Origin of the sequence: Streptomyces sp. NBC_00322 (assembly GCF_036147535.1) — a bacterium.
Taxonomy (GTDB): domain Bacteria; phylum Actinomycetota; class Actinomycetes; order Streptomycetales; family Streptomycetaceae; genus Streptomyces.
In genome coordinates, this window is sequence record NZ_CP108019.1 from 537,789 (window position 1) to 564,128 (window position 26,340).

Below are 26,340 nucleotides of genomic sequence, written 5' to 3' on the forward strand. Positions count from 1 at the left end.
TCCCCCGACATGGCACTCTTCCCCTATGCGGACCACACGGCGCTGGTCACGGGCGCGAGCAGCGGGCTGGGCGCCGAGTTCGCCCGACAGTTGGCCGGCCGCGGCGCCAACCTCATCCTCGTCGCTCGCTCGGCGGACCGGCTGCGCGCCCTGGCCGCCGAGATCGAGCGCACGCACTCCGTACGGGTCGACGTCGTACCGACCGACCTGGCCGACTGCGACGCCGTCCAGCACCTGGTCGGCGAGATCGGCGACCGCGTGCACCTCCTGGTCAACAGCGCCGGCTACGGCAGCTACGGGCGGTTCGCCACGCTCGATCCCGGCCGCGAGTACGACCAGGTACTCGTCAACAATGCGGCCCTGGTCGCGCTGACCCGCGCGGTGCTGCCCGCGATGCTCGACCGCGGTAACGGCGGAGTCGTCAACGTCGCCTCCACCATCGCCTTCCAGCCCGGCGCCTACCAGGCGGTGTACGGGGCGACGAAGGCCTTTGTGCTGTCATTCAGCGAGGCGGTGCGCGTCGAGACCCGGGGCACCGGGGTTCGGGTACTCACCCTGTGTCCGGGGCCGGTCGACACCGGGTTCCTGGCCGGGCTGGGCGACGACCGGGCCGCCCGCACCGCCATCTACTCCCGGCTCGACCGCGCCGACCGGGTCGTCACCGTCGGACTGCGCGCGTTCGACCGCGATCGGGGTACCGTCATCCCCGGCTTTCGCAACGCTCTTCTCGCAAGCGCTCCCCGGTTCGCCCCGCGCGCGGTGACCGCCTGGATCAGCGGGCGGCTCCTGCGGCCCGCCTCTTGAGTTGACCCTCCCCGCTCATCCGATTCGTGCCGTCCAGTTGCCTCGACCTGGAGAAGACCGGCGCGAAGCTGCTGTTCCCAGTGTTCACCAGAGCTTGTCCGTCTCTCCCGGATAGAGCTCGATGCGGCTGTGGTGGAACGACGTCTGGACCTGCCTGCCCTCGGCCGAGAAGAAGGCGGCCATGGTGACCTTGTCGAAGCCGGGCTGGTCGCTGGGGAAGGGAGCCTGCGGTGTTCCCCCGATGAGTACAGCCCCGGGAAGAAGGTGCCAGCCGGCGCTCTCATAGAACGCCAGAAGCGGGCGGTCGCAGGTGAACAGCCCCAGGTCCAGTCCCTGGGCGGCCATCGTCTCCCGGGCCGCTGCCACCAGGCGCCGGCCGTACCCGCGACCACGAGCTTCCCGGCTCGTCACCACAGTGCTCAGCCCACCAGCGGCATAGCACCGACCGGCGTGGACGATCTCCTTGGACAGGATGTCCAGCGCGGCAAGCACCGAGCCCTCCTCCACAAACAGCATCGACAACGGCCGCAGCAAAGGATCGTGGGTGGGCGCATCGACAGGGGTCACCGACACACGCGCGGACGGCCACGCCTGCGCCTGGATCTCCCGCACCTGGACGCGCAACTCGGACGGAGTGGCTTCTTCGGGGAACGACAGGATCTGCACGCGCTGATTCTGTCCGCACACCACGCGAGCGCAACCGGTTTTCCCGATGGCGACCGCGATCGCCCTCGTCCGCCGGCCCTGAACGGTCGCCCAGGACTGAGGCCGCCCCCAGCGGGCACCGGCCTCAACCATGCTGAGGCCGCCCGCTCTTTGGGGCCAATGCAAGGGTCTGGCCCAAGTAGAGGGCGGTATCCCTGGCAGGGTGTGGCTGCATCGCGCCGGGGAGCCAATACTCGAGCACATGGAAGGAAGACAACCGCTTGGTGAGTTCCTGCGGACCCGCCGCGCGCAGTTGCTGCCCGAGGACGTGGGACTGGTGGCGTACGGTGACCAGCGCCGTGTGCCGGGTCTGCGGCGCGACGAACTGGCCCAGCTGGCCGGAGTCAGCGCCTCGTACTACGCGCGGCTGGAGCAGGGACAATCGACCAACGCCTCCCCGGAGGTCCTCGACGCGATCGCCCAGGCGCTGCGGCTGGACGAGGCCGAGCGCAGGCACCTGCACGACCTGGCCGCCGGCACACGGCGCCGTGCCGGAGTCCGCCGATCGGTGCCGGAACGGCTGACGCCGGGCGTGGTGCAACTCGTGGCCGCGTTGGCGGATGTACCGACGGTGGTGCTCGGCCGGCGCAGTGACGTTCTGGCCTGGAACCGGGCCGGTCACGCCCTGTTTGCGGGGCATCTCGACCCAGGCAGCCCGGACCGGCCGGCTGAGCGCCCGAACATGGCTCGCCTGCTCTTCCTGGACGGCCACACCCGCGCCCTGTACGCGGACTGGCCGGCCAAGGCCAAAGCCGTGGTGGGCACTTTGCGCCTCGCATGCGGCAGGCACCCGGACGACCCGGCCCTGGCCGCGCTGATCGGCGAGCTGACGGTCAAGAGCGCCGAATTTGCCTCCTGGTGGGCAGATCACCGGGTCAAGGCAGGCGGCGCCGCAGTTTACGAAATGCTGCATCCGCTGGTGGGCAGCATGGAAGTCACTCAGCAGACCCTGCACACCGAAATCGGGCAGCACATCGTCGTCGCGACCACCGAGCCCGGTTCGCCCTCCCAGGCCGCCATGACGCTGCTGATGCACAGCGTGCCGGCCGACCAGGACGGCGTTCTGGCGCGCTTCAGCAATCCGACGTAATCCGATGCGGCGCACATAGCCCGTTCTGCCTGCACGGACCAATTCACTCAATTCACTGTGATCACCCGCATTTCGCGTGTGGATTCCGCACGCCCGAAAACCGTGAAGGAACATGAAAAAGAAACTGGCAACAATCGCCGGCGCGGCCACGGCGGTCGCTGTGGTCACCCTGGCCGCCGTCACCGTGGCCCCGGCGTCTGCGGGCACCGCTCCGGTGGTCAAGACCCGGATTGCCGCGCATTTCGATCTGGCGCAGGGGCAGATGCCGGAGAACATCGCGCTGGATCCCAACGGCACTGCTTACGTCACCTTCGCGGCCGGTCGGCAGGTAGCGGCTGTCACCCCTGCGGGCAGGACGCGGGTGCTCGCCACGCTTCCGGCTCCCGCCGACGGCGGGGTGAACACCCCGGTCCTCGGCTTCGCGCTGACCACCGGCATCGCCCGGGCCCATGACGGGACGCTGTACTTCCTCTATGCGAGCGGCACCGAAGACCTGACGGGCCTGTGGCGGCTGCGCCCGGGCGGCGCCCCGCACCGTATCGCCGCGCTGCCCGCAGGCGGCCTGCCCAACGGACTGGCGCTGGACGAGCGCAGGGGCGTGCTCTACATCGCCGACTCCGTGCTCGGGACGATCTTCACTGTCCCCGCCGCCGGTGGGGAGCCGACCACGTGGTCCTCAGCGGCGGAACTCGCTCCCGCCGGCTTCCTCGGAGCCAACGGCCTGAAGATCCACGACTGTGCGCTGTGGGTGACCAATCTCGACAAGGGCACTGTGCTGCGCATCCCGTTCCTGCCGGGCAACGGGCCCGGCCCGGTCCGGACGAGGGCCACGAACCTCGTCGGCATCGACGACTTCGCCTTCACCGGCAACGGCGACGAGATCCTTGCGGCCCTCAACGCCCCCAACACGGTCGTCCGCATCGGGGGCAACGGCTCCGTGTCCACCGTCCTGACCGCCGCCGACGGTCTGCAGAACCCCACCTCGGTCGCACTGCGCCGCGACACCGCCTACGTGCCCAGCGCCGCCTACACCACGGCCACCGACCCCAATCTGCTGCTGGCCCGTCTCCCGCACAACCGCTGATCGACCAACCCCCGTGGAGCGCACGATGAATGAGACCGTGAACGAGATCAAGCTGGGTGACGTCACCGTCACCCGGATCGAGGAGATGCACGGCCCCGTCGGCATGACCCCGCAGCAGTTCTTCCCGGGCTCGCCCGAGGAGGCATGGCGGCGGCACGCGGACGTACTCGTCCCCGACCACCTCAATTCCGACGACGACATCGTCCAGGTCGCGATGCAGACGTGGCTGCTGCGCAGCCAGGGCCGGACCATCCTCGTGGACACCGGGATCGGCAACGACAAGGCCCGCCCGGCCGTCCCGGCGTGGGACCACCTACTTCTCGACTACCTCGGCAACCTGCAGCGGGCCGGGGTGCGGCCGGAGGACGTCGACCTGGTGGTGAACACCCACCTGCACGTGGACCATGTCGGCTGGAACACCCGCCTGGACGACGGCACCTGGGTCCCGACGTTTCCCAACGCCACCTACCTGATGCCCAAGGCCGACTTCGAGTTCTGGAACCCCGCGAACAACCCGAACATCACCGGTGGCGTCAACGAGAACGTCTTCGAAGACAGCGTCGCCCCTGTGTACGCAGCCGGCCAGGTGCAGTTGTGGGAGGGCAGCCACACCATCGACGCGAACCTGCGCCTGGAGGCGGCCCCGGGCCACACCCCGGGATCCAGCGTGCTCAAGCTCAACTCCGGCTCCGACCGGGCCTTGTTCGCCGGCGATCTGCTGCACACCCCGCTGCAGGTCATGGAACCCGACCACAACAGCTGCTTCTGCGAGGACCCGGCCGCTGCGCGCGCGACCCGTCGCAAGCTGCTCGGCTGGGCCGCCGACACCAACGCGCTCGTACTGCCCGCACACCTCAGCGGCCACAGCGCGCTCGAAGTCACCCATGACGCGGACGCCTTCGCCATCAAGCGGTGGGCTCCACTCCCCCGGTACTGAGCCCCGGCACAACCCGCAGAACCCCACCGGTCGCCCGCTGCCGCGCCCACCCAAGGGCGGCGGGCGACCGGCCGAGCGCCGCGCAACACGAAGGGACACACCATGGCCCCCACCGATTCCGTCATCGTCACCACGACCACCGGCCCGGTCCTCGGTCGCCGCAACACCCACGGAACGGCCTTCTTTGGTGTGCCGTACGCGGCTGCGCCCGTTGGGCACCTGCGATTCGGCGCACCCCGCCCGCACCAGCGGTGGACACAGGTCCGTGACGCTGCCCGGCGCGGCCCGACAGCGCCGCAGCCTGCCCGGGACGCTTTCGGCTCCTTGGACATGTCGCCCTACTTCGTGCCGGGCGGGCGGCCCGGTGCCGACTACCTCACCGCCGACATCTGGGCCCCGGACCGGCAGGGGCCGCCGGCGCCCGTCATGGTGTTCGTCCACGGCGGCGGCTTCGTCGCCGGCTCGGCCGGCGCCCCCCTGTACGACGGGACCGCCTTCGCCCGCGACGGCGTCGTCCTCGTCACCCTGAACTACCGCCTGGGCATCCCCGGCTTCCTCCACCTACCGGGCGCCCCCGACAACCGGGGCATGCTCGACGTCCTGGCCGCACTGCGCTGGCTGCAGGACAACATCCCCCGCTTCGGCGGCGATCCGGCCAACGTGACCCTGTTCGGCCAGTCCGCAGGAGCCATCATCGTCGGCGGCGTCCTCGCCGACGCAGCCTCTCACGGCCTGATCCGCCGGGCGATCATGCAAAGCGGCAGCGGCACCGGCGCATTCACCCCTGAGCAGGCGCGGATCGTCACCGCGGAAGTCGGGCGGCACCTCGGACTCGAACCCACCGCCCACACCCTGGCCGACATCCCCGACGAGCGACTCGTCGGCCTCGTGCCCCACCTGAGCGGCCTGGACCTGCATACGCCGACCCACCACGACCCGCTCGGCGGCATCACAACGTTCAGCCTCGTCCTCGAACAGCAGCCGGCCGCTGCCGTAGCCACCGGCCGCGGGACGGATGTCGATCTGCTCATCGGCGCCAACATCGACGAGGGCAGCCTTTACCTCGCCCCGAACGGCATGCTGCCCGGCAGCACCGACGCCGACGTCCGGGCAACCGCGGCGAGATTCCATCCCCGCCCCGACGAGTTGATCCACGCGTACCGGACCCAGCGGCCGACCGCATCCGCCGCGGAACTGCGCACCGCCGTGCTCGGTGACGGACTCTTCGGCACCGGCACCCGGCGGATGGCCCACGCGCACGCGACAGCGGGGGACGCACCGACATTCGTCTACGAGTTCACCTGGCGGTCCAACGCGCTCGACGGACAACTCGGCGCGAGCCACACCATGGAGCTGCCGTTCGTCTTCGACTGCCTCGACCTGCCGTCGCTGCACGGCCCGCAAGCACTGCTCGGCACCAGCGAGCCGCCCGCCGACCTCGCCGCCCGGATGCACCAGGCATGGGTCCGCTTCGCCGCCGGCGGCGATCCCGGGTGGCCCCGCCACGAGTCCGGCCGTTGCCGCGTGCAGCGGATCGGCGCCGCCTGGGAGCTGGCCGAGGACCCGCGCCCCCGTGAGACCGAAGCCTGGGCGTGCACCGATCACCGCCGACCTGCCCGGAAGTCCTGACCCCGGTCTACAGCATCACGTGCTTGACCTGTGTGTAGTCCAACAGGCCCGCCAGCGACAGATCGCTGCCGTAACCCGAATGCCTGACACCGCCGTGCGGCATCTCGGACACGGTGGTTCCGTGCGTGTTGACCCAGACGATGCCGGTACGCAGAGCCCTCATCGCCCGCATCGCCCGATCGTGGTTCGTGGTCCAGACGCCGGCCGCCAGGCCGCAGCGCACGTCGTTGGCGAGACGGAGGGCTTCGGACTCGTCGGTGAAGGGCTGGACGGTGACCACCGGGCCGAAGATTTCCTCCTGGACGATCTCGTCGCTCTGGTGGACGCCGGTGACGACGGTGGCCTGATGGAAGAAGCCGGGACCCGGTGCCTCACAGCCGCCGGTCGCGATCTTTGCGTGGCCGGGCAGACGGTCCAGCAGACCCTTCACCGCGGCGCGTTGGGAGGCGTTGTTGAGGGGACCGAAGTCGACTCCTGGGGTCAGGGCTGCGGCGCGGGTGGTGAAGGCGTCCACGAATGCGTCGTGGATACGGGCGTCAACGAGCAGGCGGGTGGGGGCCGTGCAGTCCTGGCCCGCGTTGTAGTACGCAACAGCGGCAAGCTGCGCGGCGGTTGTCTCGACGTCGACGTCGTCGTGGACGATGACCGGGGCGTTGCCTCCCAGTTCCAGATGGACCCTTTTGAGGTCCGGGGCCGCCGCGGCGGCGATCTCCTGACCGGCCCGGACGCTTCCGGTGACGGCGATCAGCCGGGTTGCCGGGTGGGTGACGAGGGCCCGTCCGGTGTCACGGTTGCCGCACACCACGTTCAGTACGCCCGCGGGCAGATGCTCGGCGGCGATCCGGGCGAGCAGTGCGGTCGAGGACGGGGTGGTGTCGGCGGGTTTCAGTACGGTCGTGTTGCCGGCCGCAATCGCCGGTGCGATCTTCCACACGGCCATCATCAGGGGGTAGTTCCACGGCGTGATCTGGGCGCAGACACCGACTGGTTCGCGCCTCAGCAGCGAGGTGCGTCCTTCGGTGTACTCGCCCGCGGCGGCACCGGGCAGATTCCGTGCCGCTCCTGCGAAGTAGCGCAAGGTGTCGGTGATCGCGGGCAGTTCGTCGGAGCGGAACAGGTCGGCGGGCTTGCCGGTGTCCGCGGTCTCCGCCGCGACCAGGTCGTCCGCGTGCCTCTCCATGGCGTCGGCGATGCGCAGCAGTGCGAGCCCCCGTTCGGCCGGTGTGGTCGTGGACCACAGCTCGTACGCGGCAGCCGCGGCTCCGCAGGCTTCGTCGGTGTCCTGCGGGCCGGAGAGCGGGGCGGTGCCGTGTGTCCTGCTGGTCGCCGGGTCGACGAGCTCGGTTGTCGCGCCCGAGGCCGCCGGCAGGTCCGCTCCCCCGATGTGGTTGAGGACGGTGTGCATACGAGTGTCAGCCACGCGTGAGTGCCTCTTTCGCCGCGGCGCGGCCGGTGCGTACCGCGCCTTCCATGTAGCCCGCCACCCACTGGTCGGATCCGCAGACGTAGAAGGGCGGTTCGTGGGTTGCGTGCAGGGGGCCGACGGCCATGACATCGCCGGGAGTCCACTGGGTCACATATCCCTGGGTGAAGGGATCGGTGCCCCACATCCGCACGTACGTGCTCAGCGGGCTGTGCGCTTCGTCTCCGTAGAGGCGGGCGATGTCGCCGAGCAGTTCGTGCTCCCGCAGGGCTTCGGGCATACCGAGGAGCACGCCATACCGTTCCGGCGGGACGAGGGCGGAGAGGATTCCTTCGTTCTGCGGCCAGGTGCTGCCGAGGACGCCTTCGCACTCGGACAGGCCGCTCAGGTCCGATGCGCGCCAGAACGGCTTGTCGTAGGCGGCAACGAACTTGGCGGCGACGGCCTGTCGTTGGCGGTGCAGAGAGGCGAGTCGTGCGTCGGAGACTCCGGTGACCGTGAGGCGGCGCAGCGGGCCGACGGGCAGGGCGCTGACGACTGCGCCGGCGGTGAAGCTCTCCCCTCCGGCGATGCGTACGGTGCAGCCGCCCGGCCCTGCGGCGACTTCCTCGACGGGAGCGCCGAGCCGGATGCGGTGCCCCAGCGCGTCGGCCATGCGCAGAGCCACCGTCGCCGATCCTTCGGCCACCCGCAGCCCCTCCCAGTCCTGGTAGTCGTAGTGCTCTGTCTCGTCGCCGCCGGGGACGGCTGCGTGCTTGCGCAGGGCGGACAGGAGCGAGGTCCGTTCGTACGAGCCGCTGGCAAGGGCGAGTTGACCGATCTCCCACAGGCGTACGACGGCGGGGCTCGCGCCCTCGGAGCGCAGCCATTCGGCGACGGAGAGGGCGTCGAGAGTGGCGGCCTCGGGGTGTGACCAGGGGTTGTCGGGGTCGACGCTGTGGGCGAGGGCCGTGAATGCGGCGGTGAGCCGTCGGTGGCAGGCGTCGTCTCCGGGGCCGAACCAGTGGGGCGGATCCCCGGCAGAGATCCCCTCGGGTGTGGCGCGGGCCATGACGCCGGGTTCGGCGACATAGCTGGGGACGAGGCTGAGTCCGAGCTCTTCGACGAGGGTGAGGTAGGCGGTGTGGGCCCGGCCGACGACTTCGCCGCCGAGCTGGACGAGCCGGCCGTCGGGGAGTTCGGTCTGTTCGACGCGTCCGCCGACACGGTCGCGGGCCTCCAGGACGAGGACGTCGGCTCCGCCTGTGGCGAGGTCCCGTGCGGCGGCGAGACCGGCGAGTCCTGCGCCGAGCACGATGACATCGTGGTTCATGGGTGCGTTCCTTCGCTGGTTCGGCTGCACAGTCGGGGCGGTCAGTCGAGAACCAGGCAGTGCTCGGGCCTCCAGCCGATCTCGACGCTTTCACCGCCGCTCCAGCGGTCTTCCATGCGGGAGCGGTCGGTGTTCTGCTCCAGTACGGACAGGGTGATGCCGGGGGCGAGTTCGATGAGGTAGGTGGTGGTCGGCCCGGAGTAGACGGTTTCACGGACGACGCCGTTCACGCGGGTCATGCCGGGTTCGAGGTCGGAGAGCCAGATCTTCTCCGGCCGGATGGACAGGCTGACCCGGCTGCCGTCGCTGACGCCGGTGCGGGGCCCGACAGGGAGCGCTGGGCCTTGGTCGACGTGGACGTCACCGGCGCGGTACGTGCCGGGCACGAGGTTGGAGGTGCCCATGAACGAGGCGACGAAGCTGCCGGCCGGGCGTTCGTACACGTCCTCGGGGGTGCCGCACTGCTCGACGCGGCCCTCGTTCATCACCGCGACCCGGTCCGACATGGTCAGGGCTTCGTCCTGGTCGTGGGTGACGAACACGAAGGTGATGCCGATCTCCCGCTGGATCTGCTTCAGTTCGACCTGCATCTGGCGGCGGAGTTTGAGGTCCAGTGCGGCCAGCGGCTCGTCGAGGAGCAGGACTTGGGGGCGGTTGACCAGGGCGCGGGCCAGGGCGACGCGTTGGCGCTGGCCGCCGGAGAGGGTGTGGGGCTTGCGGTCGGCCAGGCTGCCGAGCTGTACCCGCTCCAGCATGCCGGCAACGCGTTCGCGTATCTCGGTGCGGCCGACGCCTGCGCGCTTGAGGCCGAAGGCGACGTTGTCGGCGACCGAGAGGTGGTCGAAGAGGGCGTAGCTCTGGAAGACAGTGTTGACGTTGCGCTTGTTGGGAGGCAGGGCGGTGACGTCTTCGCCGCCGAGCAGAATGCTGCCGTCGGTGGGGTCGGTGAATCCGCCGATCATCCTCAGCGAGGTGGTCTTTCCGCAGCCCGAAGGGCCGAGGAGGGAGAAGAACTCGCCGGACGCGATGTCCAGGGTGAGGTCGCGGACGGCGTAGGAGTCGCCGTAGCTCTTGCTGACGGAGTCGAGCCGGACCGCGGGTGCGGTGTCCGTCGCCGCCAGGGCGGCCGTGGTGGTCGTCGTGGTCACGGGTGTCACTTCCCGGAGAGGAGGTCGAGGCCGCCGCGACGGCCGAACAGGCGCGGGATGAACAGGGCGAGGGCGATGAGGCCGATGGATCCGGCGAGCATCAGGGTGCCTACGGCGTTGATGGTGGGCTGCACACCGAACCGGATCGCCGAGTAGATGCGGACGGACAGCGGCTGCGGGTCGACGCCGGTGGTGAAGTAGGCGAGGACGAAGTCGTCGAAGACAAGCGCGAAAATCAGTACGGCGGAGGCGAGGATGCTGGGGAGCAGTGCGGGCAGGGTGACCAGGCGTAGCGCCTGCCAGCGGGTGGCTCCCAGGTCCATCGCGGCCTCTTCGACCTCGGGGTTGAGGGCGGCGATCCGGGACCGCAGGATGACCGTCACATAGGAGATGGAGAAGGTGATCTCCGCGAGCATGACGGTGCCGGTGGACAGTGTGATGCCCATGCCCTTGAAGAGCATCATGGCCGCGACCCCTGTGACGATCTCGGGGGTGATCAGGGGGACGAGCATGATGAGGCCTGCGAGGGAGCCGAGGCGGCTGCGGCAGCGGACCAGGCCGAGTGCCAGTGCCACGCCGAGGATCAGCGAACCGGCCGTCGCGACCAGGGACACCCGCAGGCTCATGCCGAGCGAGTCGAGCAGGACATCGTCCCGGAAGAAGGCCGAGTACCAGCGGAGGCTGAAGTCCTTGAAGACGGTGAGGGACTTCTGGGAGTTGAAGGAGAAGAGGACGACGACGCCGATGGGCAGGTAGAGAAGCGCGAAGAACGCGGCTGTGACGGCGAGGGCGAAGCGGGGCTTGCGGTCGGTGCCGCGGCGGCGCCTGCGGACGCGGGGCGCGCCGGTGGCAGGGCTGCTCTGCGTGCGCGTGCTCACGGCGCGGAGCGGACGGGAGGCGGGGCGGCGCTGGGGTTTGAGGGCCGGGCGGAGGGTCATCGCGTCGCCTCCGCTTCGTCCTTGCGGGCCCGGCGGAGGTAGCCGATCATCCCGAGGAACAGGACCGCCATCATGAGCATGGTGAGTGCGGAGCCGAGCGGCCAGTTCTGGCCCTGGAAGAACTTGTCCTGGATCAGGTTGCCGATCATGATCTGGTCGGGGCCTCCCATCAGCTGGGCACTGACGAAGTCGCCCATGGCGGGCAGGAAGACAAGGACGCAGCCGGCTGCCGCGCCCTGCCGGGTGGCGGGCAGGGTGACGAAGAAGAAGGTCCGCAGGGGGCCTCCGTAGAGGTCGCGGCCTGCCTCGATCAGCGAGACGTCCATGCGCTCCAGCGCCGCGTACAGCGGAATGATCATGAACACGATGAAGCCGTAGACCAGCCCGGCGATGACGCCCACGCCGGACTGGAGAATCTTGGTGCCGCTGTCGGCGAGCCCGACGGCGCGCAGTGCCTTCAGCAGGGGGCCGTCGTCGGACAGGACGACGGACCAGCCGTACATCCGCACCAGGTAGTTGGCGAAGAACGGAACGACGATGGCCGCGATCAGGAGGTTCTTGAAGCGTCCGCCGTGCAGGGCGATGGTGTAGGCGACGGGGTAGGCCACGGCCAGACAGATGACGCAGGTGAGCAGGGCGTAGCCGAGGGAGCGCAGCAGCACGGCCCGGTAGGCGGGTTCGGCCAGCGCCGTGATGTTCTCGAAGTTGAGCCCGAAGTGCGGATTGCCGAGGGGGTCGGTGGTGCCGAGCGCCAGTGCCGCGACCAGGACCAGGGAGGCGACTAGGAAGGCGGACATCCACAGGGTGCCCGGGACCATGAGCCAGGCCCACAGCCGGTTGCCGCCGGCGGACGGTCCTCTGCGGGGTGGGGGCAGGGCGTGATCTGTGCGTCGTCTCATGTCGTCAGCCGGCCTTCACGCGGGTCCAGGCCGTGTCGCGTGCCTGTTCGCCCTCGGAGGTGACATTGCGGAAGTAGAGCTCGTCCGTCAGGTCGTCGGCGGAGACCTGGCACTCGGGGAACGGCTCCACGAGCGCGGCGTACGTTTCCTCAGTGCCGTCGACCGGCATGGGATAGCCGATGTACTCGATGTTCTTCTTCACGTTCTCCGGGCGGAGCATGTAGTCGATGAAGAGCATCGCCGTGCCGGGGTGGCGGGCATCGGAAGGGATGGCGTAGCAGTCCGAGTTGATCGGAGCCCCTTCCTTCGCGACTTCGAAGCCGAAGATCGAGGGGTCCTTCGCCTGGTTGAGCATGGCGGCCATGTCGCCGCTCCATGCCTGGGTCATGGCCGCGTTGCCGGTGAGCAGGTTGTTGTAGCTGTCGCTGGAGAAGCCGCGCAGATGGGGCCGCAGCGAGCGCAGGGAGTCGGTGATACGGCCCAGCTCACCCTCGGCGCTCGTGGAGAGGTCGAGGCCGAGCTTGAGCGCCGCCATGCCCAGGACTTCGTCCCGGTCGTCGAGCAGGAAGACCTTGCCCTTGGCCTTGGCGCTCCACAGATCGTCCCAGGAGCCGGGCAGGTCGCTGCCGATCTTGTCCTTCCGCCAGCCGATCCCGGTCTTGTACATGGTGAAGGGGACGGTGTGGCGGGCGCCGGGGTCGTACCAGGGGTCGGCGAAGTAGTCGTAGTGGCTGAAGATGGAGTCGGCGTTCTTCAGCCGGCTGTGGTCGATGGCGCGCAGCCGGTTTCCTTCCGCCAGCCGCTGGGCCCATTTCGCGGTCGGGAAGATGATGTCGTAGCGGTTGCCGGCGTTGAGCTTGGCGGCCATGCCTTCCATCGAGTCGAAGTTCGACTGGATGACCTTGACTCCGTACTCCTTCGCGAATCCGGCGAAGACGGCCGGATCGACGAAGTCGGCCCAGTTGAAGTAGACGAGGTCACCGTCGACCTTGACGTCGATGGGCTTTTCCTCGGCCTTCTTCGCGGCGGGGCCCGAGGAGGAGAATCCGCAGCCGGCCGCGGTCAGGCCGAGGCCGACGGCCGCGGCGGAGCCGGTGCGCAGGAAGGAGCGGCGGGACAGGGGGAATGCTTCGGGGGACATACGAGGTCCTCTCCGTGGGGTCCGCGCGGGCAACGGACACCTGGTGCGGGCGGGGTGGCCCCTGACACGTGTGCACGTGCGGGACCCGGGGAGCCGCGGGTCGGTTCGGGGGGACCGATGGCGTACTCGACAGGGGGGTGGCCTTGGCGGTTCGGGCTCCACGCCGGCCGCGAGGGGGCAGCTCAGTGCTGCCCGGCGGCCGCGGGGACAGGTTCGGCTAGGGCTCCACGCCGTCCAGGTCGGCGCGGACGCGGCCGGCGAACCAGCCGACCGCGGACTCGCGCCGGGACAGGGGCCCAGGTTCGAAGCCCGGTGTGGTGAGTCCTTTCTGCACACGGGCCACCAGTTCGGCGTCCTCGTCGTTGGTGATCCAGCCGATGTGGATGTTCAGCCGCCGGGCGAGCTTGGTGCGCAGTCCGGTGCCACGGCGCGTGTAGAACGCTCCGGGTACGGCCACGCGGTCCACCGCCGTCGGGATCGCGGTCCAGGCAAGCACATGGTCGGGGTAAAAGTCGATAAGTGTATTGGGGTAGATCACGGCGTACCGCCAGACCCGGCGGTCGGCCTCGGTCAGACCCGGCATGGGGGCGGTGATGCGCTGGTAGAGGCGCTCCGCCCAGTTCGAGGACGGCTTGTCACGCAGCGGTGAGGCGAACAGTGTGTACGCGTCGCGGATCTCGCTGGTGTAGCCCTGGTAGTCGAGCAGCCGCATCAGCCCGGGGTGGGCGACGGGCACGTGGTAGCCCTCGAGGTAGTTGTCGACGGCGACCTTCCAGTTGGCGTGCTGGACCTCGGCGCCTTCCAGGTGGTGGATACGGCTGCGTCCGATGGGCACGAGATCGGTTCCGGCGTAGTGGCCGACGGCTTCCGCGAGTCCGGCGCACTGCTCGCCCAGGGGTACGGCGTTCTGGTCGAGGTTGACGAAGACGAAGCCCAGGAAGGACTCCACGCGGACGGAGAACAGACTGAGCTTCGGCTTGTCCAGGCACGGAATCTGCCGCGCCTCGGGGGCACCCACCAGGCGTCCGTCGAGTTTGTACGTCCAGCCGTGGTACGGGCAGCGAATCGCCTTGCCGGACGGTTCGGGCCGGGTGACCAGCCGGGTGCCGCGATGGCGGCAGATGTTGAGGTGGGCGGCGAGGCTGTCGTCCTCGGTTCGCACCACCAGCACTTCGCGGTCGGCGACCGTGGCGGCGAGTCTGGCGCCGGGGCCGGGGAGGTCGGATTCATGGCACACGAGCTGCCAGGACCTGGCGAAGATGTGCCGGGTTTCGGCGGCGGCCGTGTCGGGGTCGGTGTAGTAGCGGGCGGCCAGGGCTTGGCCGGGGTCGTCCTGGTGCGGGCTGTCCGGGTCCGCTGTGGCGCCTGCGTGGCTTGTCCGGTCGGGGTTCGTCTCGTGGGGCTCCTGCAGAGGCGGTGCTGCGGGAGCTGCTGGGGCTTCGGCTTCGGGCTGCATCGGCTGACTCCTCAATGCCGCACAGGCGGCGATCGGTGTTGAGGCGGCCCTAGGGCGGTACGGGGCCCGGGTGATGCATCCGGTGCCGCGGACTGCGCTGACTAATTGGTCAGTCAGATTGCTGGCGGGTTGCCGGGGTGTCAAGTCTTGTGGACTGACTAATTGATTAGTTAGCGTAGTGGTCATCGCTGCTCCCGGCGATCCGAGGCTTTGTGCCGCGGAGCCGGACGCCGGCAGCTCCCGGGCGACCCCGCCCGGTCCCCTACCGCCGAATCCCCGTCGCACGGCGCTCCGGTCCACGGCCGCAGGCCACGGACACACGCTCACCGCACTCGGCTCCCACCGGCCCGGATGCGCCGTGACGGCTCCCCACTCCCCTCCCGGAGGCACGCATGAGCGGTCGTCGGAGTCTCGCCTGGCTCGGGCTGACACCCGAACCGGAACGGGAGCTGCCCCCTGCCGTCGCTGCCCTGCGCACCCGTGCGCCGGACACGGCCGCACCAGCGCCGAGGACGGCGGCCGCCGAGCGGCGCCGGGTCCAGAGCCTGATCCTGCATGGCAGTCGGCGCAGCTGGCTGCGCTACCTCGCCGAGGTCACCTCGCTGGTGACCTCCGTCGCCGACGGCTCCGTGCCCGGCGATCGGAGGGCAGCCCTCCTCGCGGGCGAAGTCGTGCTCGACCACCACCGGATGCTCATCGGTCTGCCGGGCTCCGGATACGACCGGACCGCGGCCGACCGCAGCGCCCTGGAGCAGGCGGTACGGGCGCTGCGCACCGCCACAGCTCCGCCTGCGAGCGGACCGGAGCCGACGCTGACGCAAGGAGGCCGGGGATGACGGCGAGCGCAAGGCCCGGAACCGGGGCCGGTGCGAGGACGGTGCCGAGCGCGCCCGGACAGCGGGAATCACGCGCGACGCAGACCCGTCCACTGCGCGGCCCGACGGCCGGCAGCCCCCCAGAAACCAGCGAGATCGGGGGCGTATCGACGTCCGCGACCGCCACCCGTATCCGGTCGCTGATGCCTGGTGGACCCGGCACCCTCCTCGGCCCGGCCCCCGAAGTCACGGAAGATGCCGAGGCGTACGCCGCCACCGGCGGATACCGCGACACCGCAGACCCGGCGAAGCTGCTCGACCTGATCACCGACGCCGGTCTGCTCGGCCGCGGCGGCGCGGGCTTCCCGGCCGCCATCAAGCTCGCGGCCGTACGGGACGGCACCGGCGTGCCCGTCGTGGTGGCCAACGGTGAGGAGGGCGAGCCCGGGTCGGTGAAGGACCGCTGGCTGCTGCGCGCCCGGCCCCATCTCGTGCTGGACGGACTCGCCCTCGCCGCCGCGATCACCGGGGCCGAACACGGCTATGTCTATCTCTCCGATCCCTGCGCGGCGACACGCGTCCGCCGTGCCCTGGCCGAGCGCCCGACGCCGCTGCCGGTCGAGGTGATCGAGACCGACCACACCTATGTGGGCGGCGAGGAGACCGCCGCCGTCCGGCGTATCAACGGCGGACCCGCCCTGCCGACCGCCAAGCCCCCGCGCCCGTTCGAACGCGGAGTCGCCGACCGGCCCACGCTGGTCTGCAACGTCGAGACACTCGCCCGGATCGCGCTCATCGCTGCACACCCCCACCTGCGTCACCGCATCGCCCACAGCACGCTGCTCACCCTCTCCACCGACCGTGGCGCCGCCGACGACCCCTGCGAGGACCCCCTCCTCTCCGAGGTCCCCTACGGCACCACCCTGGGCACACTCGCCGCCGAACTGGGCGCCGCCGACGCGTCCGGAGCGCTCATGGGCGGACTGTTCGGCGGACTCGTCGGACCCGGCTGGCCGTCCCTTCCGCTCGACCACGCCGCGCTCGCCGGTGCGGGCACGGCACTGGGCTGCGGCGCGATCCGGTTCCTCGCCCCGGGGGCATGCCCGGTGGCCGTCGCCGCCGACGCGGTCGACCACCTCACAGGCGAGAGCGCCCGGCAGTGCGGCGTCTGCGTATCGGGCACCACCGCCATCCGCGACACGCTGCGGGCATTGACGACCGGCACGGCGGGCCCCGACGCCGCCGAACGACTGGAGCGCTGGTCGAAAACCCTGCCGGGGCGGGGCGCATGCGGGCTGCTCGACGCCGCCGCCGGTACGGCCGGCAGCCTCCTGCGTGCCTTTCCCGCCCTCGTCCGCAGCCATCTCGATACGCCGTGCCCGCTCTGCGCCGCCTGTCCGCCCCGTGGCGGTCACCGGCTGGTGGTCGCCGTACCGCATGTCGCGGACGCCGCTTCTGCGACCGAGGCCGTGCCCTCGCTGAAAGGAACAGCATGAAACTCTTCCTGGACTCCACACGCTGCCAGGGCTACGGGCTCTGCCATGAGCACTCCCCCGGTCTGATCGAACTCGACGAATGGGGCTACGCGTCGGTGCTCGCCGTCGACGTACCGCCCGGGGAAGAAGACGCGGCCCACGCCTGCGCCGAGAGCTGCCCCAACTCCGCGCTGCGGCTGGAGAAGTGACATGGGACGTGACCTGACTGCGCTCTTCGATCCCAAGTCCGTGGCCGTGGTCGGGGCCAGCGACGACCCGGCGAAATACGGTTACGCCGTGGCGGCGCAGGCGCTGCGCGCCCTCGGACGCCGGCCGGTGCACCTGGTCAACCGCCGCGGTGGGACCGTTCTCGGGCGCCGGGCAGCAACCAGCCTCACCGCGATCGGCGAGCCCGTCGAGCTCGTGGTGATCTCCGTGCCCGGGGCGGGCTTCGAGGCCGCGGTCGACGAGGCTCTGGAGTGCGGCGCACGCGCCATCGTCGGCATCACCGCCGGTTTCGCCGAGACCGGTGCGGACGGGCTGGCCCGGCAGCAGGCACTCGCCGCACGGGTGCGGGAGGCAGGTGCGGTCCTGGTCGGCCCCAACTGTCTGGGCATCGCCGACAACACGACCGAGCTGCATCTCGCCTCGGACACCTTCGCGCCCGGCCGTGTCGCGCTGCTGAGCCAGAGCGGAAATCTGGCCCTCGAACTCCAGCTCCGCATGGAGCGGCACGGCCTCGGCTTCTCCCGGTTCGTCTCGCTCGGCAACCAGGCCGATGTCACCCTCGTCGACCTGGTCGAGGACTGCGCCCGGCACGAGCCCACCTCGGCGATCGCCGTGTACGCCGAGGACTTCGGCGACGGCCGTGCCTTCGCGCAGGCGGCTGCCGCGGCGGGCAAGCCGGTCGTTCTGCTCACCGCGGGCCGCGGCACTGCCTCCGCGCGTAGCGCCCAGTCCCACACCGGGGCGCTCACCACGTCCTCCGATGTCGTGGCCGCCGCATGCCGGGACGCCGGCGTGGAACTGGTTGCCACACCACGCGAGATGACCGTGGTCCTGGCCGCCCGCAGCTCCGGTGCACGTGCCTTCGGGCGGCGTACCGCGGTCTTCACAGACGGCGGCGGACACGGCGTGATCGCCGCGGACGCGGCGGAAGCCGCGGGTCTCGATGTCCCCGAACTCGGTGCCGCGGCACAGAACCGGCTACGGGCCCTGCTGTGGGAGCAGTCCGCGGTCGGCAATCCGGTCGACCTGGCCGGAATGGGCGAGCAGAACCCCCGCTCGTACGCCGAGACAGTCGGCGGACTCCTGGCCATGGACGAGGTCGACGCCGTCCTGATGTCGGGCTACTTCGGGGGCTACGCGGCCTCCGGCAGCGGTCTCGGCGGCGGCGGAGCCACCCTCGCCGAGGGCGAGGCCGAGGCCGCACGGGACATCGTCGCGCACTGGCGGGCCCGGCCGAAGCCGCTGGTCGTGCAGTCGATGTATCCGAAGTCGCCAAGCTGTCGCACGTTGGCCGGGGCGGGCATACCAGTGTTCTCGGCGACCGAGGATGCGGCCCGTGCGCTCGCCGCGATGGCGGTATTGGGCGGGCCGCCCGGACTCGCCCCCCTCCCGCCCCCCGCCCCGCCGCTGCGCGAGGCCGGATACCACGGGATCCGGGGCGTCCTCGCCGACGCCGGCGTGCCGTACCCCCAGGCACGCGAAATCACCGGCGAGGCCGAACTGCTCTCCGCAGCCGATGAGTTCGCCGGTCCGTACGTCCTGAAGGCCCTGCATGTCCTGCACAAGTCCGACGCGGGCGGAGTGGCCCTGCGCCTCACCGACCGTCCGGCGCTCCTCGCCGCGTACCGGGCGATGCACGCCAGGCTCGGCGCGCCTTCCTATTCGGTCGAGGCGATGGCGGATCTCGACGACGGGATCGAGCTGATCGTGGGAGTCAACCGGGACCCGAGGTTCGGTCCGGTCGCCATGGTCGGTCTCGGCGGCGTCCTCACCGAGGCCCTGCACGATGTCGCCTTCGCCCTGGCCCCCCTTCCGGCCGCCCGCGCCGAAGAGCTGCTGCGCGGTCTTCGGTCCGCCGCTCTGCTGACAGGTGTCCGCGGGCGTCCGGCCCTCGATGTGGCAGCCGCCGCAGAGGTCATCGAGCGCATCACCACCGTCGCCGCCGCCCATCCGGAGATCGCCGAACTGGAGGTCAATCCGCTGCTGGTCCGCCCGGACGGTGTGCTCGCCCTGGACTCCCGCGCCGTGCTCGCCTGACCGCTCCCCGCACTCCCCAACCCGAAAGGCCCGGAGAACACGATGGACTTCCGCTACACACCCGAGCAGGCCGACCTCAAGAGCCGGGCCGCCGCGTACACCAGGCTCCTGATGGAGTACGAGAACCAGTCCGAGGAAGCGGGCGGCCCGCTGCCCGCCGACACCGTCCGCGAGCTGACCCGCGCCGCGATCGACGCCGGCGTGTACGCGATCAACATGCCGGCCGAGTGGGGCGGCGCAGGGCTGTCCCTGCTGGACCAGGTCATCGTCGAGGAGGAGTTCGGGAAGGTCACCAACTGCCTCTGGGACATCCCGTGGCGGCCGGCCAACGTGCTGGCGTACGGCACCGAGGCGCAGCGTGAGAAGTATCTGCTGCCCGTCATCCGCGGTGAGCGCTTCGACGCCTTCGCCGTGACCGAACCGGGCGCGGGCTCTGACCCCTCCTCGGGCACCAGCACCGCGACCCGTACGGACGGCGGCTGGCTGCTGAACGGCGAGAAGTGGTTCGTGACCTGCGGCGACATCGCCGACTTCCTGCTGGTGCAGGCGGACGCGGGGACCGAGCGGGCGGCCACCCTCTTCTTCGTGGACAAGCAGGCGCCGGGCGTGGAGATGACGCGCGTGCCCCGGTTCATGCACTCCGCTGTCAACGGGCATCCCGAGTTCACGTTCACCGATGTGTTCGTCCCCGACGAGGACGTGCTCGGCGGTGTCGGCAACGGCTACGAGCTCACCAAGGAATGGTTCACCGACGAGCGGCTCATGATCGCGGCGCGCACCACCGGAGCCGCCGAACGGGCCCTGGAACTCGCCCGCGACTGGGCAGTCGAACGCCGCCAGTTCGGCTCCCCCATCGCCGACTTCCAGCTCATCCAGGGCATGCTCGCCGACTGCGCCGTCGACATCGCCGTCAACCGCGCCTACACCCACCAGGTCGCCTGGGAAGCCGACCAGCCGCACACCGACCGCAAGGCACTGCACGCCAAGGCGTCGACGGCGAAGCTCGCGGCGAGCGAGGCAGCGGGCCGCGTCATCGACCGGTGCGTCCAGATCTTCGGCGGACGCGGCTACGACCGCTCCTACCCCGTCGAACGCCTCTACCGCGAACTGCGCGTCGACCGCATCTGGGAAGGCACCTCCGAGATCCAGCGCCTGATCATCGCCAACGAACTGATCAAGCGCGGCGCCCGGGCGCTCGCGCTCCCCACCTCCTGACACCCCGTCCACCGCTATCAGAGGACTGACATGGACTTCCGTCTCACCGCCCGTCAGGAGGAGCTCAGGAGCTCCGCGCGCGGGCTCACCGAGTTCATCATGAAGTACGAGATCGACTGCGAGGAGAACAACGGCCTGCCGCCCGCCGCCCACGCCGAGATCCGCGACGCTGTATTGGACAGCGGACTCCAGGCCGTCAACATGCCCGAGGAGTGGGGCGGAGCAGGACTGACGATCCTGGAGCAGGCCGTCGTCCAGGAGGAACTCGGCCGGCTCACCGGTGCGTTGTGGGACATGGTGTGGCGCCCGGCGAACGCGCTGCGCTTCTGCACCCCCGAGCAGCGCGAGCGCTACCTCGTTCCCGTCATCCGGGGGCGGCGCCGCGACTGCTACGCGGTCACCGAGCCGGAGGCCGGATCCGACCCGCAGAACATCACCACGACGGCGACACGCACCACCGACGGCTGGGTGCTGAACGGCGAGAAGTGGTTCGTCACCGTCGGCGACCACGCCGACTTCATGATCGTGCTGGCCGCCGCCGGTGAAGAGCGTGCACCGACCCTCTTCCTCGTCGACAAGGACACTGCGGGCATCGAGATGACACGGGTGCCGCGCTTCATGCACACCTTCGTCTACGAGCACCCCGAGTTCACGTTCACAGGGGTCCATGTCGGCGACGACGCCGTGCTCGGTGGCATCGGGAACGGATACGACATCACCCGCTCCTGGTTCACCGAAGAGCGGCTGATGATCGCGGCGCGGACCACCGGAGCCGCCGAACGAGCCCTGGAACTGGCCCGCGACTGGGCGGTCGAACGCCGCCAGTTCGGCTCCCCCATCGCCGACTTCCAGCTCATCCAGGGCATGCTCGCCGACTGCGCCGTCGACATCGCCGTCAACCGCGCCTACACCCACCAGGTCGCCTGGGAGGTGACCGAGGGCGCCTGCGACCGTAAGACGCTCCACGCGAAGGCGGCCATCGCCAAACTGTCCGCGAGCGAAGCGGCCGGCCGGGTTATCGACCGCTGCGTGCAGATCTTCGGCGGCCGCGGCTACGACCGCTCCTACCCCGTCGAACGCCTCTACCGCGAACTGCGCGTCGACCGCATCTGGGAAGGCACCTCCGAAATCCAGCGCCTGATCATCGCGGGTGAACTGGTCAAGCGGGGCACGGGCGTTCTGCAGATGCCCTCTCCCGCCTGAGTCCACCCGGCCCGGCCGCAGCCGCCCCACCGCGGCCGGGCTCGCTCCCCCTCACACGCCGTCACAGGAGGACCAATGGACGACATCGAGCGGATCGGGGTCGTGGGCTGCGGCCTGATGGGATCAGGCATCGCCGAAGTATGCGCCCGGGCAGGACGGAACGTCGTGGTGCTCGAGACGAGCCGCGCCGCGGCGGAAGCCGGGCTCCGACGCATCAGCCGATCCCTCGCTCGCGCGACCGCCGCCGGGAAGCTGTCCCCCAAGGACCGGGACAGCGCGCTGGCCCGCATCGAGACAACCACGGACTTGAACCGGATGGCGGACCGAGACCTGGTTGCGGAGGCCGTCGCCGAGAACGAAGCCGCCAAGGTGGACGTCTTCGCACGCCTCGATGCGACCGTGAAGCGGCCTGACGCGATCCTGGCGACCAACACGTCCTCGATCCCGGTCATCCGCCTCGCCGCGGCCACCGGCCGCCCCGAGCAGGTGATCGGCCTGCACTTCTTCAACCCCGTCCCGGTACTGCCCCTGGTCGAGCTGGTGCCGTCGCTGCTGACCGGCGAGAACACGGCACGGCGGGCAGAAGACTTCGCCTCCGGAGTTCTGGGCAAGCAGGTCGTACGCGCCCGCGACCGGGCCGGCTTCATCGTGAACGCCCTGCTCGTCCCGTACCTGCTGGCCGCCGTCCGGATGGTCGAGTCGGGCACGGCCTCCGTGGAGGACATCGACCGCGGCATGATCCTGGGCTGCGCCCACCCGCTCGGTCCGCTCGCACTCATCGACCTGATAGGGCTGGACACCACCCAAGCGATCGCGGAGTCGATGTACGAGGAGTTCCGCGAGCCGCTGTACGCGCCTCCGCCGCTGCTCGCCCGCATGGTCGACGCGGGCATGCTCGGGCGTAAGTCGGACCGCGGCTTTCATACCTACCGATGAGCGCCGCACCGTGGCCCGGAGCTGCCGGAGAGGCAGGAAAGAGATACGGGAAGATGGAACGCGGGAGACCCGGCATCCCACCGACCACGCCGACGCCGATCCGACCCAGGGAGCACCAACGTGACGAAGGCCGAACGCACGCGCGAGACTCGTGAGCGGATTCTCGCCGCGGCGTGCGAGGTGATCGCCGAGGTCGGCTTCGAGAAGATCCGCATGTGGATGGTGGCGAAGCGCGCGGGGGTGTCAACAGCTCTGCTGCACTACCACTTCGAGACCCGCGAGAAACTCTTCACCGAGGCGATGACGTACTCATTCGCACAGACCGGGACCGAGCTCGAAAGAGACGCGGGCTCGGTGCCCGCCTCGGTCATTCTGGCGCGGATCCTCAACAGCCTGCTCCCCACCGACCCGGAACTCAGGCAGGACTGGCGACTCTGGCAGGAGCTGTGGGTTCGGGCCCTGCGCGACGAGGCCGCACAGCATCTGGCCATCGACCTGTACGGACAGCTCCACACCTGGGTCGGCGAGGCAATTCAGCGGGGCATCGACTCGGGAGAGTTCGCACCCTGCGACATCGACGCGACGACCACGCTCCTGCTCGCCCTGTGCGACGGGTTCGGCATCCGCCTGATGCTGACCGACTCCCGGGTCAGCGTGCAGACGGCTCAGAATGCCATCTGGGGTGCGGTGGCCGGCACCCTCGCGGTACCGGCGGAGTTCCCGGCTCTGTAACGCACCCCGGTCCTCTTTCGGTTCGTCCCGAGACCGACGACACGCTGTAACTCAGAACCCCTCTACTCTTGAACTTTCCAGCAAATATGCTGGCGGCAGCCTTGCTCGTCACCACGGAGCGTCATCCTCGGCGCGATACCCCGTACGGTGACAGCACGGTCGCCTCCCTGACCGCAGTGGGGGGCTGTGGGTTGGTGAAGCATGACAACGGGGCAACGACCGTGCTTATTGGACGACAACGAGAACTCGCCACACTGGGTGAGCTGACCAGACATGCCGCACCCGGAACGGCGGTGATCGTGCGCGGGGGCAGCGGCGTCGGCAAGAGCGCCCTGCTCCGCAGGGTGCTGCGCCGAGCGCGAGCCGACGGGCAACTCGTCCTCTGTGCGACGGCCGACTCTCTGGACACACCGGCCGATTTCGGTGTCGTCCACCAGTTGTTGGAGCACGTCGCGGAAGAGCAGCTGGACGAGACCGTGCAGGCGGCCATCGCCGACTTCCAGGCTCCGTACCGGGCCGCGGCTGCTCTCACCCGCACCGGCCGCCGGGTCGTGCTGGGGATCGACGACCTCCAATGGGCCGACACGGCCTCGGTGACATGGCTGGGCAGACTGCTTCGTCGACTGGACGGGCTGCGGATCACCGTGGTCACCACCATGGGCCCGGAAGTCCCGTCCGGCGACGAGCACTCCATCGGCACGCTGCTGCCGCTGTTCCGGCACCGCATCTGGCTCACCCCGCTCGGCGACACAGAAGTCGGTGAACTCGCCGAGGCGGTGCTCGGGACCGAACCCGAACCGGACTTCGTCACCGCCTGCCGCACGGCCACCGGCGGCATCCCCGCCCTGCTGCACGCCCTGCTCCGGTCGATACGGACCCATGGAGCGGCGCCGGACGCCGACACCGGCGCCGATCTCGCCCGCTACGTACCCGCCGAGGTGGGCAGAACCCTTCAGGCCAGGCTGCGGGCCTGCGGACCCGATGCGGTCGCCACCGCCGAGGTGGCGGCCGTGCTGGCGGGGTCGCCGACGCCGACCGCCGACCTGATCGCCTGCGCCGCCGACATGCCTCAGCCGGCTGTCGAGGACAGTCTGCACACCCTCACCGCCACCGGCCTGATGGTCCGAGCGGAGGGAGGCACCGCCTTCAGTTGCCCGGTACTGTCCGTGGCCGTCGCCAATGAAGTGCTGCCCAGCCGCCGTCAGGAACTCCACGCCCGCGCCGCACGGTTCCTGATCGACCAGGGGGCCGCGTGGGACTCGGTCGTCCCTCATCTGCTGAATGCCCCGCTGGGCCAGGAGTGGGCGATCGACGCCCTGCTCCGCGCCGCCGACGAGGCAATGGCGCGCGGAGACCGCGCGGCCGCACTCGGGTGTCTGCAACGCGCCCTGCGCGAACCCCTGCCCGACCCGGTTCGTGCCCAGGCGCTTGCCTCCCTCGGCGAAGCAGAACTGGCCCGCTGCGTGCCCAGCGCGGTGCACAGCCTCCGCCGAAGTCTGGATCTCGCCACCGCGCCCGGCGAACAGGCCGCGGCGGCACGCTCGCTGTCCGCTGCCCTGTTCACCCTGGACCGCTACCCCGAGGGACTCGACGTGCTGGAGCACGTCTCCGAGCGGATCCGCGCGGCCGGCCGAGTGGACGCTCTGCGTTTGGAGATCGACCTCGTCTACGCCCGGCTCAGCCGCACCTCCACCGCCGCCTCGGCGATGCCACGGCTGATGGCGATGGACCTGGCCGAGGCCGAGGGAACCCTCGTACGGCGGCCGCTCGCCGCATTGCTCTCGCTCCGTTCGATCATGGACGGAGGCAACCCGGCGGACGCGGTCGCCTATGCACAGCAGGCCATGAGCGGCGGGGTCTGTCCGGCGGACGACGAATCCTTCGTCTACACCGCCCCGGTCCTGGCACTGGCCGCTGCAGGCCGCTCCGATCTCGCCCTCGCCCACGTCGACGCGACCATGGACGCGGTCCGGGCGGGAGGGTCCGCACTCCGCTCCGCATATCTCTCCACGCTGCGCGCCGGGGTCAACTACCGCGTCGGCAACGTTGCCGGATGCGAGGCCGACGCCCACGCCGCCGTTGAGTCGTTGCGGGGTGTCGGCGCCGGACCGACAACCAGTCACAGCGTGGCCATGTGGACGGACGCACTGGTCAAACAGGGCCGTACCGAGGAGGCCGAGCAACTGCTGGCCGACCACGGGCTGATGGGCCGGCTCAACCCCCACTGGGCCAATGACTTCACAGCGTTGGTCCGTGGCCGGCTGAGGATGGTACAGGGCCGGGCCCGGGAGGGCCTCGCCGATTTCCTCCACGCCGGAGCCCGTGCCCGGACCCGCCGGATGGCAGGACCGGCCGTGCTGCCCTGGCGCTCCGAGGCCGCCCTGGCCCACGCCTGTCTCGGTGAACACGAAGAGGCGAGTGCACTGGTCGAGGAAGAGCTCACGCTTGCTCAGGCGTGGGGAATACCGGAGGTCACCGGGGTGGCGCTACGCGCTCGTGGGGTCATCACCGGGGGCTCCGCGGGCGCGGAAATGCTCCGCGAGTCCATCCGTCTGCTGGAAGCGTCCACCGCACGCTTCTCGTACGCCCAGGCGCTCGCCGACTGCGGGGCGCTGGTGCGGCGGAACGGGCTGCCGTCGGCGGCGTGGAGTGTGCTGCAGCAGGCGGTGAGCGTCGCGAAGCAGTGCGGGGCGATCGCCGTGGAAGCCTTCGCCCTGGAGGAACTGCGGGCGGCAGGTTACCGGGCGGAGTCCCGTGCCTCACGCGGGCTGGAGGCACTGACCCGCTCGGAGCGCCGGGTCGCGAAGCTCGCTGCCGAGGGCATGACGAACAAGGAGATCGCGGCGAGTCTCTTCGTCGGTCTGCGGACCGTCGAGGTCCACCTCAGCAAGGCGTACCACAAGCTCGGTATCAGCGGCCGGGCCGGACTGGCGGAGGCTCTTGCGGCCTAAGGGCCTGTCTTCCGGATCTTGCCGGGCTGGTGTGCCCGGGCACGCACTCCCCCGTAGCCCTTCGGGCACGCGAGTTGCCCCCACCGCGTGGGCCCTCCCCCTGACTTCGACGGGGGACCCCCATCCTCCGACCAGGTTACGGGCGGCCCAGCTTCGCTGGGGCCGCTGACGGTCCACCTCCC

22 protein-coding genes are annotated in these 26,340 nt (G+C 70.3%); 14 read left to right on the plus strand and 8 right to left on the minus strand.

Translation table 11 applies throughout. The features are described 5' to 3' along the window. Positions 1–9: 9 nt before the first annotated feature. Positions 10–804, plus strand: coding sequence for an SDR family NAD(P)-dependent oxidoreductase (locus OG905_RS02405; RefSeq protein WP_328665912.1), 795 nt, complete (start codon positions 10–12; stop codon positions 802–804). Between the two features lie 84 nt (positions 805–888). On the opposite strand, the gene OG905_RS02410 is transcribed toward OG905_RS02405, so the two are convergent. Continuing rightward, positions 889–1,470: a GNAT family N-acetyltransferase gene (locus tag OG905_RS02410; RefSeq protein ID WP_328665913.1), complete on the minus strand. Its 582-nt coding sequence runs from the start codon at positions 1,468–1,470 to the stop codon at positions 889–891. Positions 1,471–1,711: 241 nt separating this feature from the next. Between OG905_RS02410 and OG905_RS02415 the strand changes: the two genes are divergently transcribed. The 4 genes from OG905_RS02415 to OG905_RS02430 all read left to right on the plus strand — a co-directional run bounded on the left by OG905_RS02415 (position 1,712) and on the right by OG905_RS02430 (position 6,249). Continuing rightward, on the plus strand, positions 1,712–2,599 hold the full coding sequence (locus tag OG905_RS02415; protein WP_328665914.1) for a helix-turn-helix transcriptional regulator: 888 nt from the start codon (positions 1,712–1,714) through the stop codon (positions 2,597–2,599). Positions 2,600–2,711: 112 nt separating this feature from the next. Then, on the plus strand, positions 2,712–3,683 hold the full coding sequence (locus OG905_RS02420; RefSeq protein ID WP_328665915.1) for an SMP-30/gluconolactonase/LRE family protein: 972 nt from the start codon (positions 2,712–2,714) through the stop codon (positions 3,681–3,683). A 37-nt stretch (positions 3,684–3,720) separates the two neighbouring features. Continuing rightward, on the plus strand, positions 3,721–4,620 hold the full coding sequence (locus tag OG905_RS02425) for an MBL fold metallo-hydrolase (RefSeq protein WP_328681992.1): 900 nt from the start codon (positions 3,721–3,723) through the stop codon (positions 4,618–4,620). Between the two features lie 102 nt (positions 4,621–4,722). Further along, positions 4,723–6,249 carry a carboxylesterase/lipase family protein gene (locus OG905_RS02430; RefSeq protein ID WP_328665916.1) on the plus strand — a complete coding sequence of 509 codons (1,527 nt, stop codon included), beginning with the start codon at positions 4,723–4,725 and terminating at the stop codon, positions 6,247–6,249. Between the two features lie 7 nt (positions 6,250–6,256). Here the strand turns inward: OG905_RS02430 and OG905_RS02435 are convergent, their stop codons facing one another. From OG905_RS02435 to OG905_RS02465, 7 genes are all read right to left on the minus strand, one after another. Beyond that, on the minus strand, positions 6,257–7,654 hold the full coding sequence (locus OG905_RS02435) for an aldehyde dehydrogenase family protein (RefSeq protein ID WP_328681994.1): 1,398 nt from the start codon (positions 7,652–7,654) through the stop codon (positions 6,257–6,259). A 7-nt stretch (positions 7,655–7,661) separates the two neighbouring features. Next, positions 7,662–8,984 carry a flavin monoamine oxidase family protein gene (locus OG905_RS02440; RefSeq protein WP_328665917.1) on the minus strand — a complete coding sequence of 441 codons (1,323 nt, stop codon included), beginning with the start codon at positions 8,982–8,984 and terminating at the stop codon, positions 7,662–7,664. 41 nt (positions 8,985–9,025) lie between these two features. Next, positions 9,026–10,132, minus strand: coding sequence for an ABC transporter ATP-binding protein (locus tag OG905_RS02445; RefSeq protein ID WP_328665918.1), 1,107 nt, complete (start codon positions 10,130–10,132; stop codon positions 9,026–9,028). Between the two features lie 5 nt (positions 10,133–10,137). Then, complete coding sequence (locus OG905_RS02450; protein ID WP_328665919.1) at positions 10,138–11,010, minus strand: ABC transporter permease; 873 nt, start codon at positions 11,008–11,010, stop codon at positions 10,138–10,140. Between the two features lie 56 nt (positions 11,011–11,066). Further along, positions 11,067–11,969, minus strand: a complete 903-nt coding sequence (locus tag OG905_RS02455; RefSeq protein ID WP_328665920.1) for an ABC transporter permease — start codon at positions 11,967–11,969, stop codon at positions 11,067–11,069. Positions 11,970–11,973: 4 nt separating this feature from the next. After that, on the minus strand, positions 11,974–13,110 hold the full coding sequence (locus OG905_RS02460; RefSeq protein ID WP_328665921.1) for a polyamine ABC transporter substrate-binding protein: 1,137 nt from the start codon (positions 13,108–13,110) through the stop codon (positions 11,974–11,976). Positions 13,111–13,327: 217 nt separating this feature from the next. After that, positions 13,328–14,566, minus strand: a complete 1,239-nt coding sequence (locus OG905_RS02465) for an aromatic ring-hydroxylating oxygenase subunit alpha (protein WP_328665922.1) — start codon at positions 14,564–14,566, stop codon at positions 13,328–13,330. A gap of 392 nt (positions 14,567–14,958) precedes the next feature. On the opposite strand from OG905_RS02465, the gene OG905_RS02470 reads away from it, so the two are divergent. The 9 genes from OG905_RS02470 to OG905_RS02510 all read left to right on the plus strand — a co-directional run bounded on the left by OG905_RS02470 (position 14,959) and on the right by OG905_RS02510 (position 26,158). After that, on the plus strand, positions 14,959–15,402 hold the full coding sequence (locus OG905_RS02470; RefSeq protein WP_328665923.1) for a hypothetical protein: 444 nt from the start codon (positions 14,959–14,961) through the stop codon (positions 15,400–15,402). Between the two features lie 182 nt (positions 15,403–15,584). Beyond that, positions 15,585–16,877: an NADH-ubiquinone oxidoreductase-F iron-sulfur binding region domain-containing protein gene (locus tag OG905_RS02475; protein WP_328665924.1), complete on the plus strand. Its 1,293-nt coding sequence runs from the start codon at positions 15,585–15,587 to the stop codon at positions 16,875–16,877. Continuing rightward, complete coding sequence (locus OG905_RS02480) at positions 16,874–17,065, plus strand: ferredoxin (RefSeq protein WP_328665925.1); 192 nt, start codon at positions 16,874–16,876, stop codon at positions 17,063–17,065. The genes OG905_RS02475 and OG905_RS02480 overlap by 4 nt, the downstream gene beginning before the upstream one ends. A 1-nt stretch (position 17,066) precedes the next feature. Then, positions 17,067–19,121 carry an acetate--CoA ligase family protein gene (locus tag OG905_RS02485; protein WP_328665926.1) on the plus strand — a complete coding sequence of 685 codons (2,055 nt, stop codon included), beginning with the start codon at positions 17,067–17,069 and terminating at the stop codon, positions 19,119–19,121. Between the two features lie 42 nt (positions 19,122–19,163). Next, positions 19,164–20,336 (plus strand): acyl-CoA dehydrogenase family protein, encoded by a 1,173-nt coding sequence (locus tag OG905_RS02490; RefSeq protein ID WP_328665927.1) that lies wholly within the window; start codon positions 19,164–19,166, stop codon positions 20,334–20,336. Positions 20,337–20,366: 30 nt separating this feature from the next. Next, positions 20,367–21,539, plus strand: coding sequence for an acyl-CoA dehydrogenase family protein (locus tag OG905_RS02495; RefSeq protein WP_328665928.1), 1,173 nt, complete (start codon positions 20,367–20,369; stop codon positions 21,537–21,539). 75 nt (positions 21,540–21,614) lie between these two features. After that, the gene (locus OG905_RS02500; RefSeq protein WP_328665929.1) at positions 21,615–22,475 is read left to right on the plus strand and encodes a 3-hydroxybutyryl-CoA dehydrogenase; all 861 of its coding nucleotides are present in this window, start codon (positions 21,615–21,617) and stop codon (positions 22,473–22,475) included. A 120-nt stretch (positions 22,476–22,595) separates the two neighbouring features. After that, positions 22,596–23,207 carry a TetR/AcrR family transcriptional regulator gene (locus OG905_RS02505; protein WP_328665930.1) on the plus strand — a complete coding sequence of 204 codons (612 nt, stop codon included), beginning with the start codon at positions 22,596–22,598 and terminating at the stop codon, positions 23,205–23,207. A gap of 221 nt (positions 23,208–23,428) precedes the next feature. Continuing rightward, positions 23,429–26,158 carry an AAA family ATPase gene (locus tag OG905_RS02510; RefSeq protein WP_328665931.1) on the plus strand — a complete coding sequence of 910 codons (2,730 nt, stop codon included), beginning with the start codon at positions 23,429–23,431 and terminating at the stop codon, positions 26,156–26,158. The last annotated feature ends 182 nt before the right edge of the window (positions 26,159–26,340 follow it).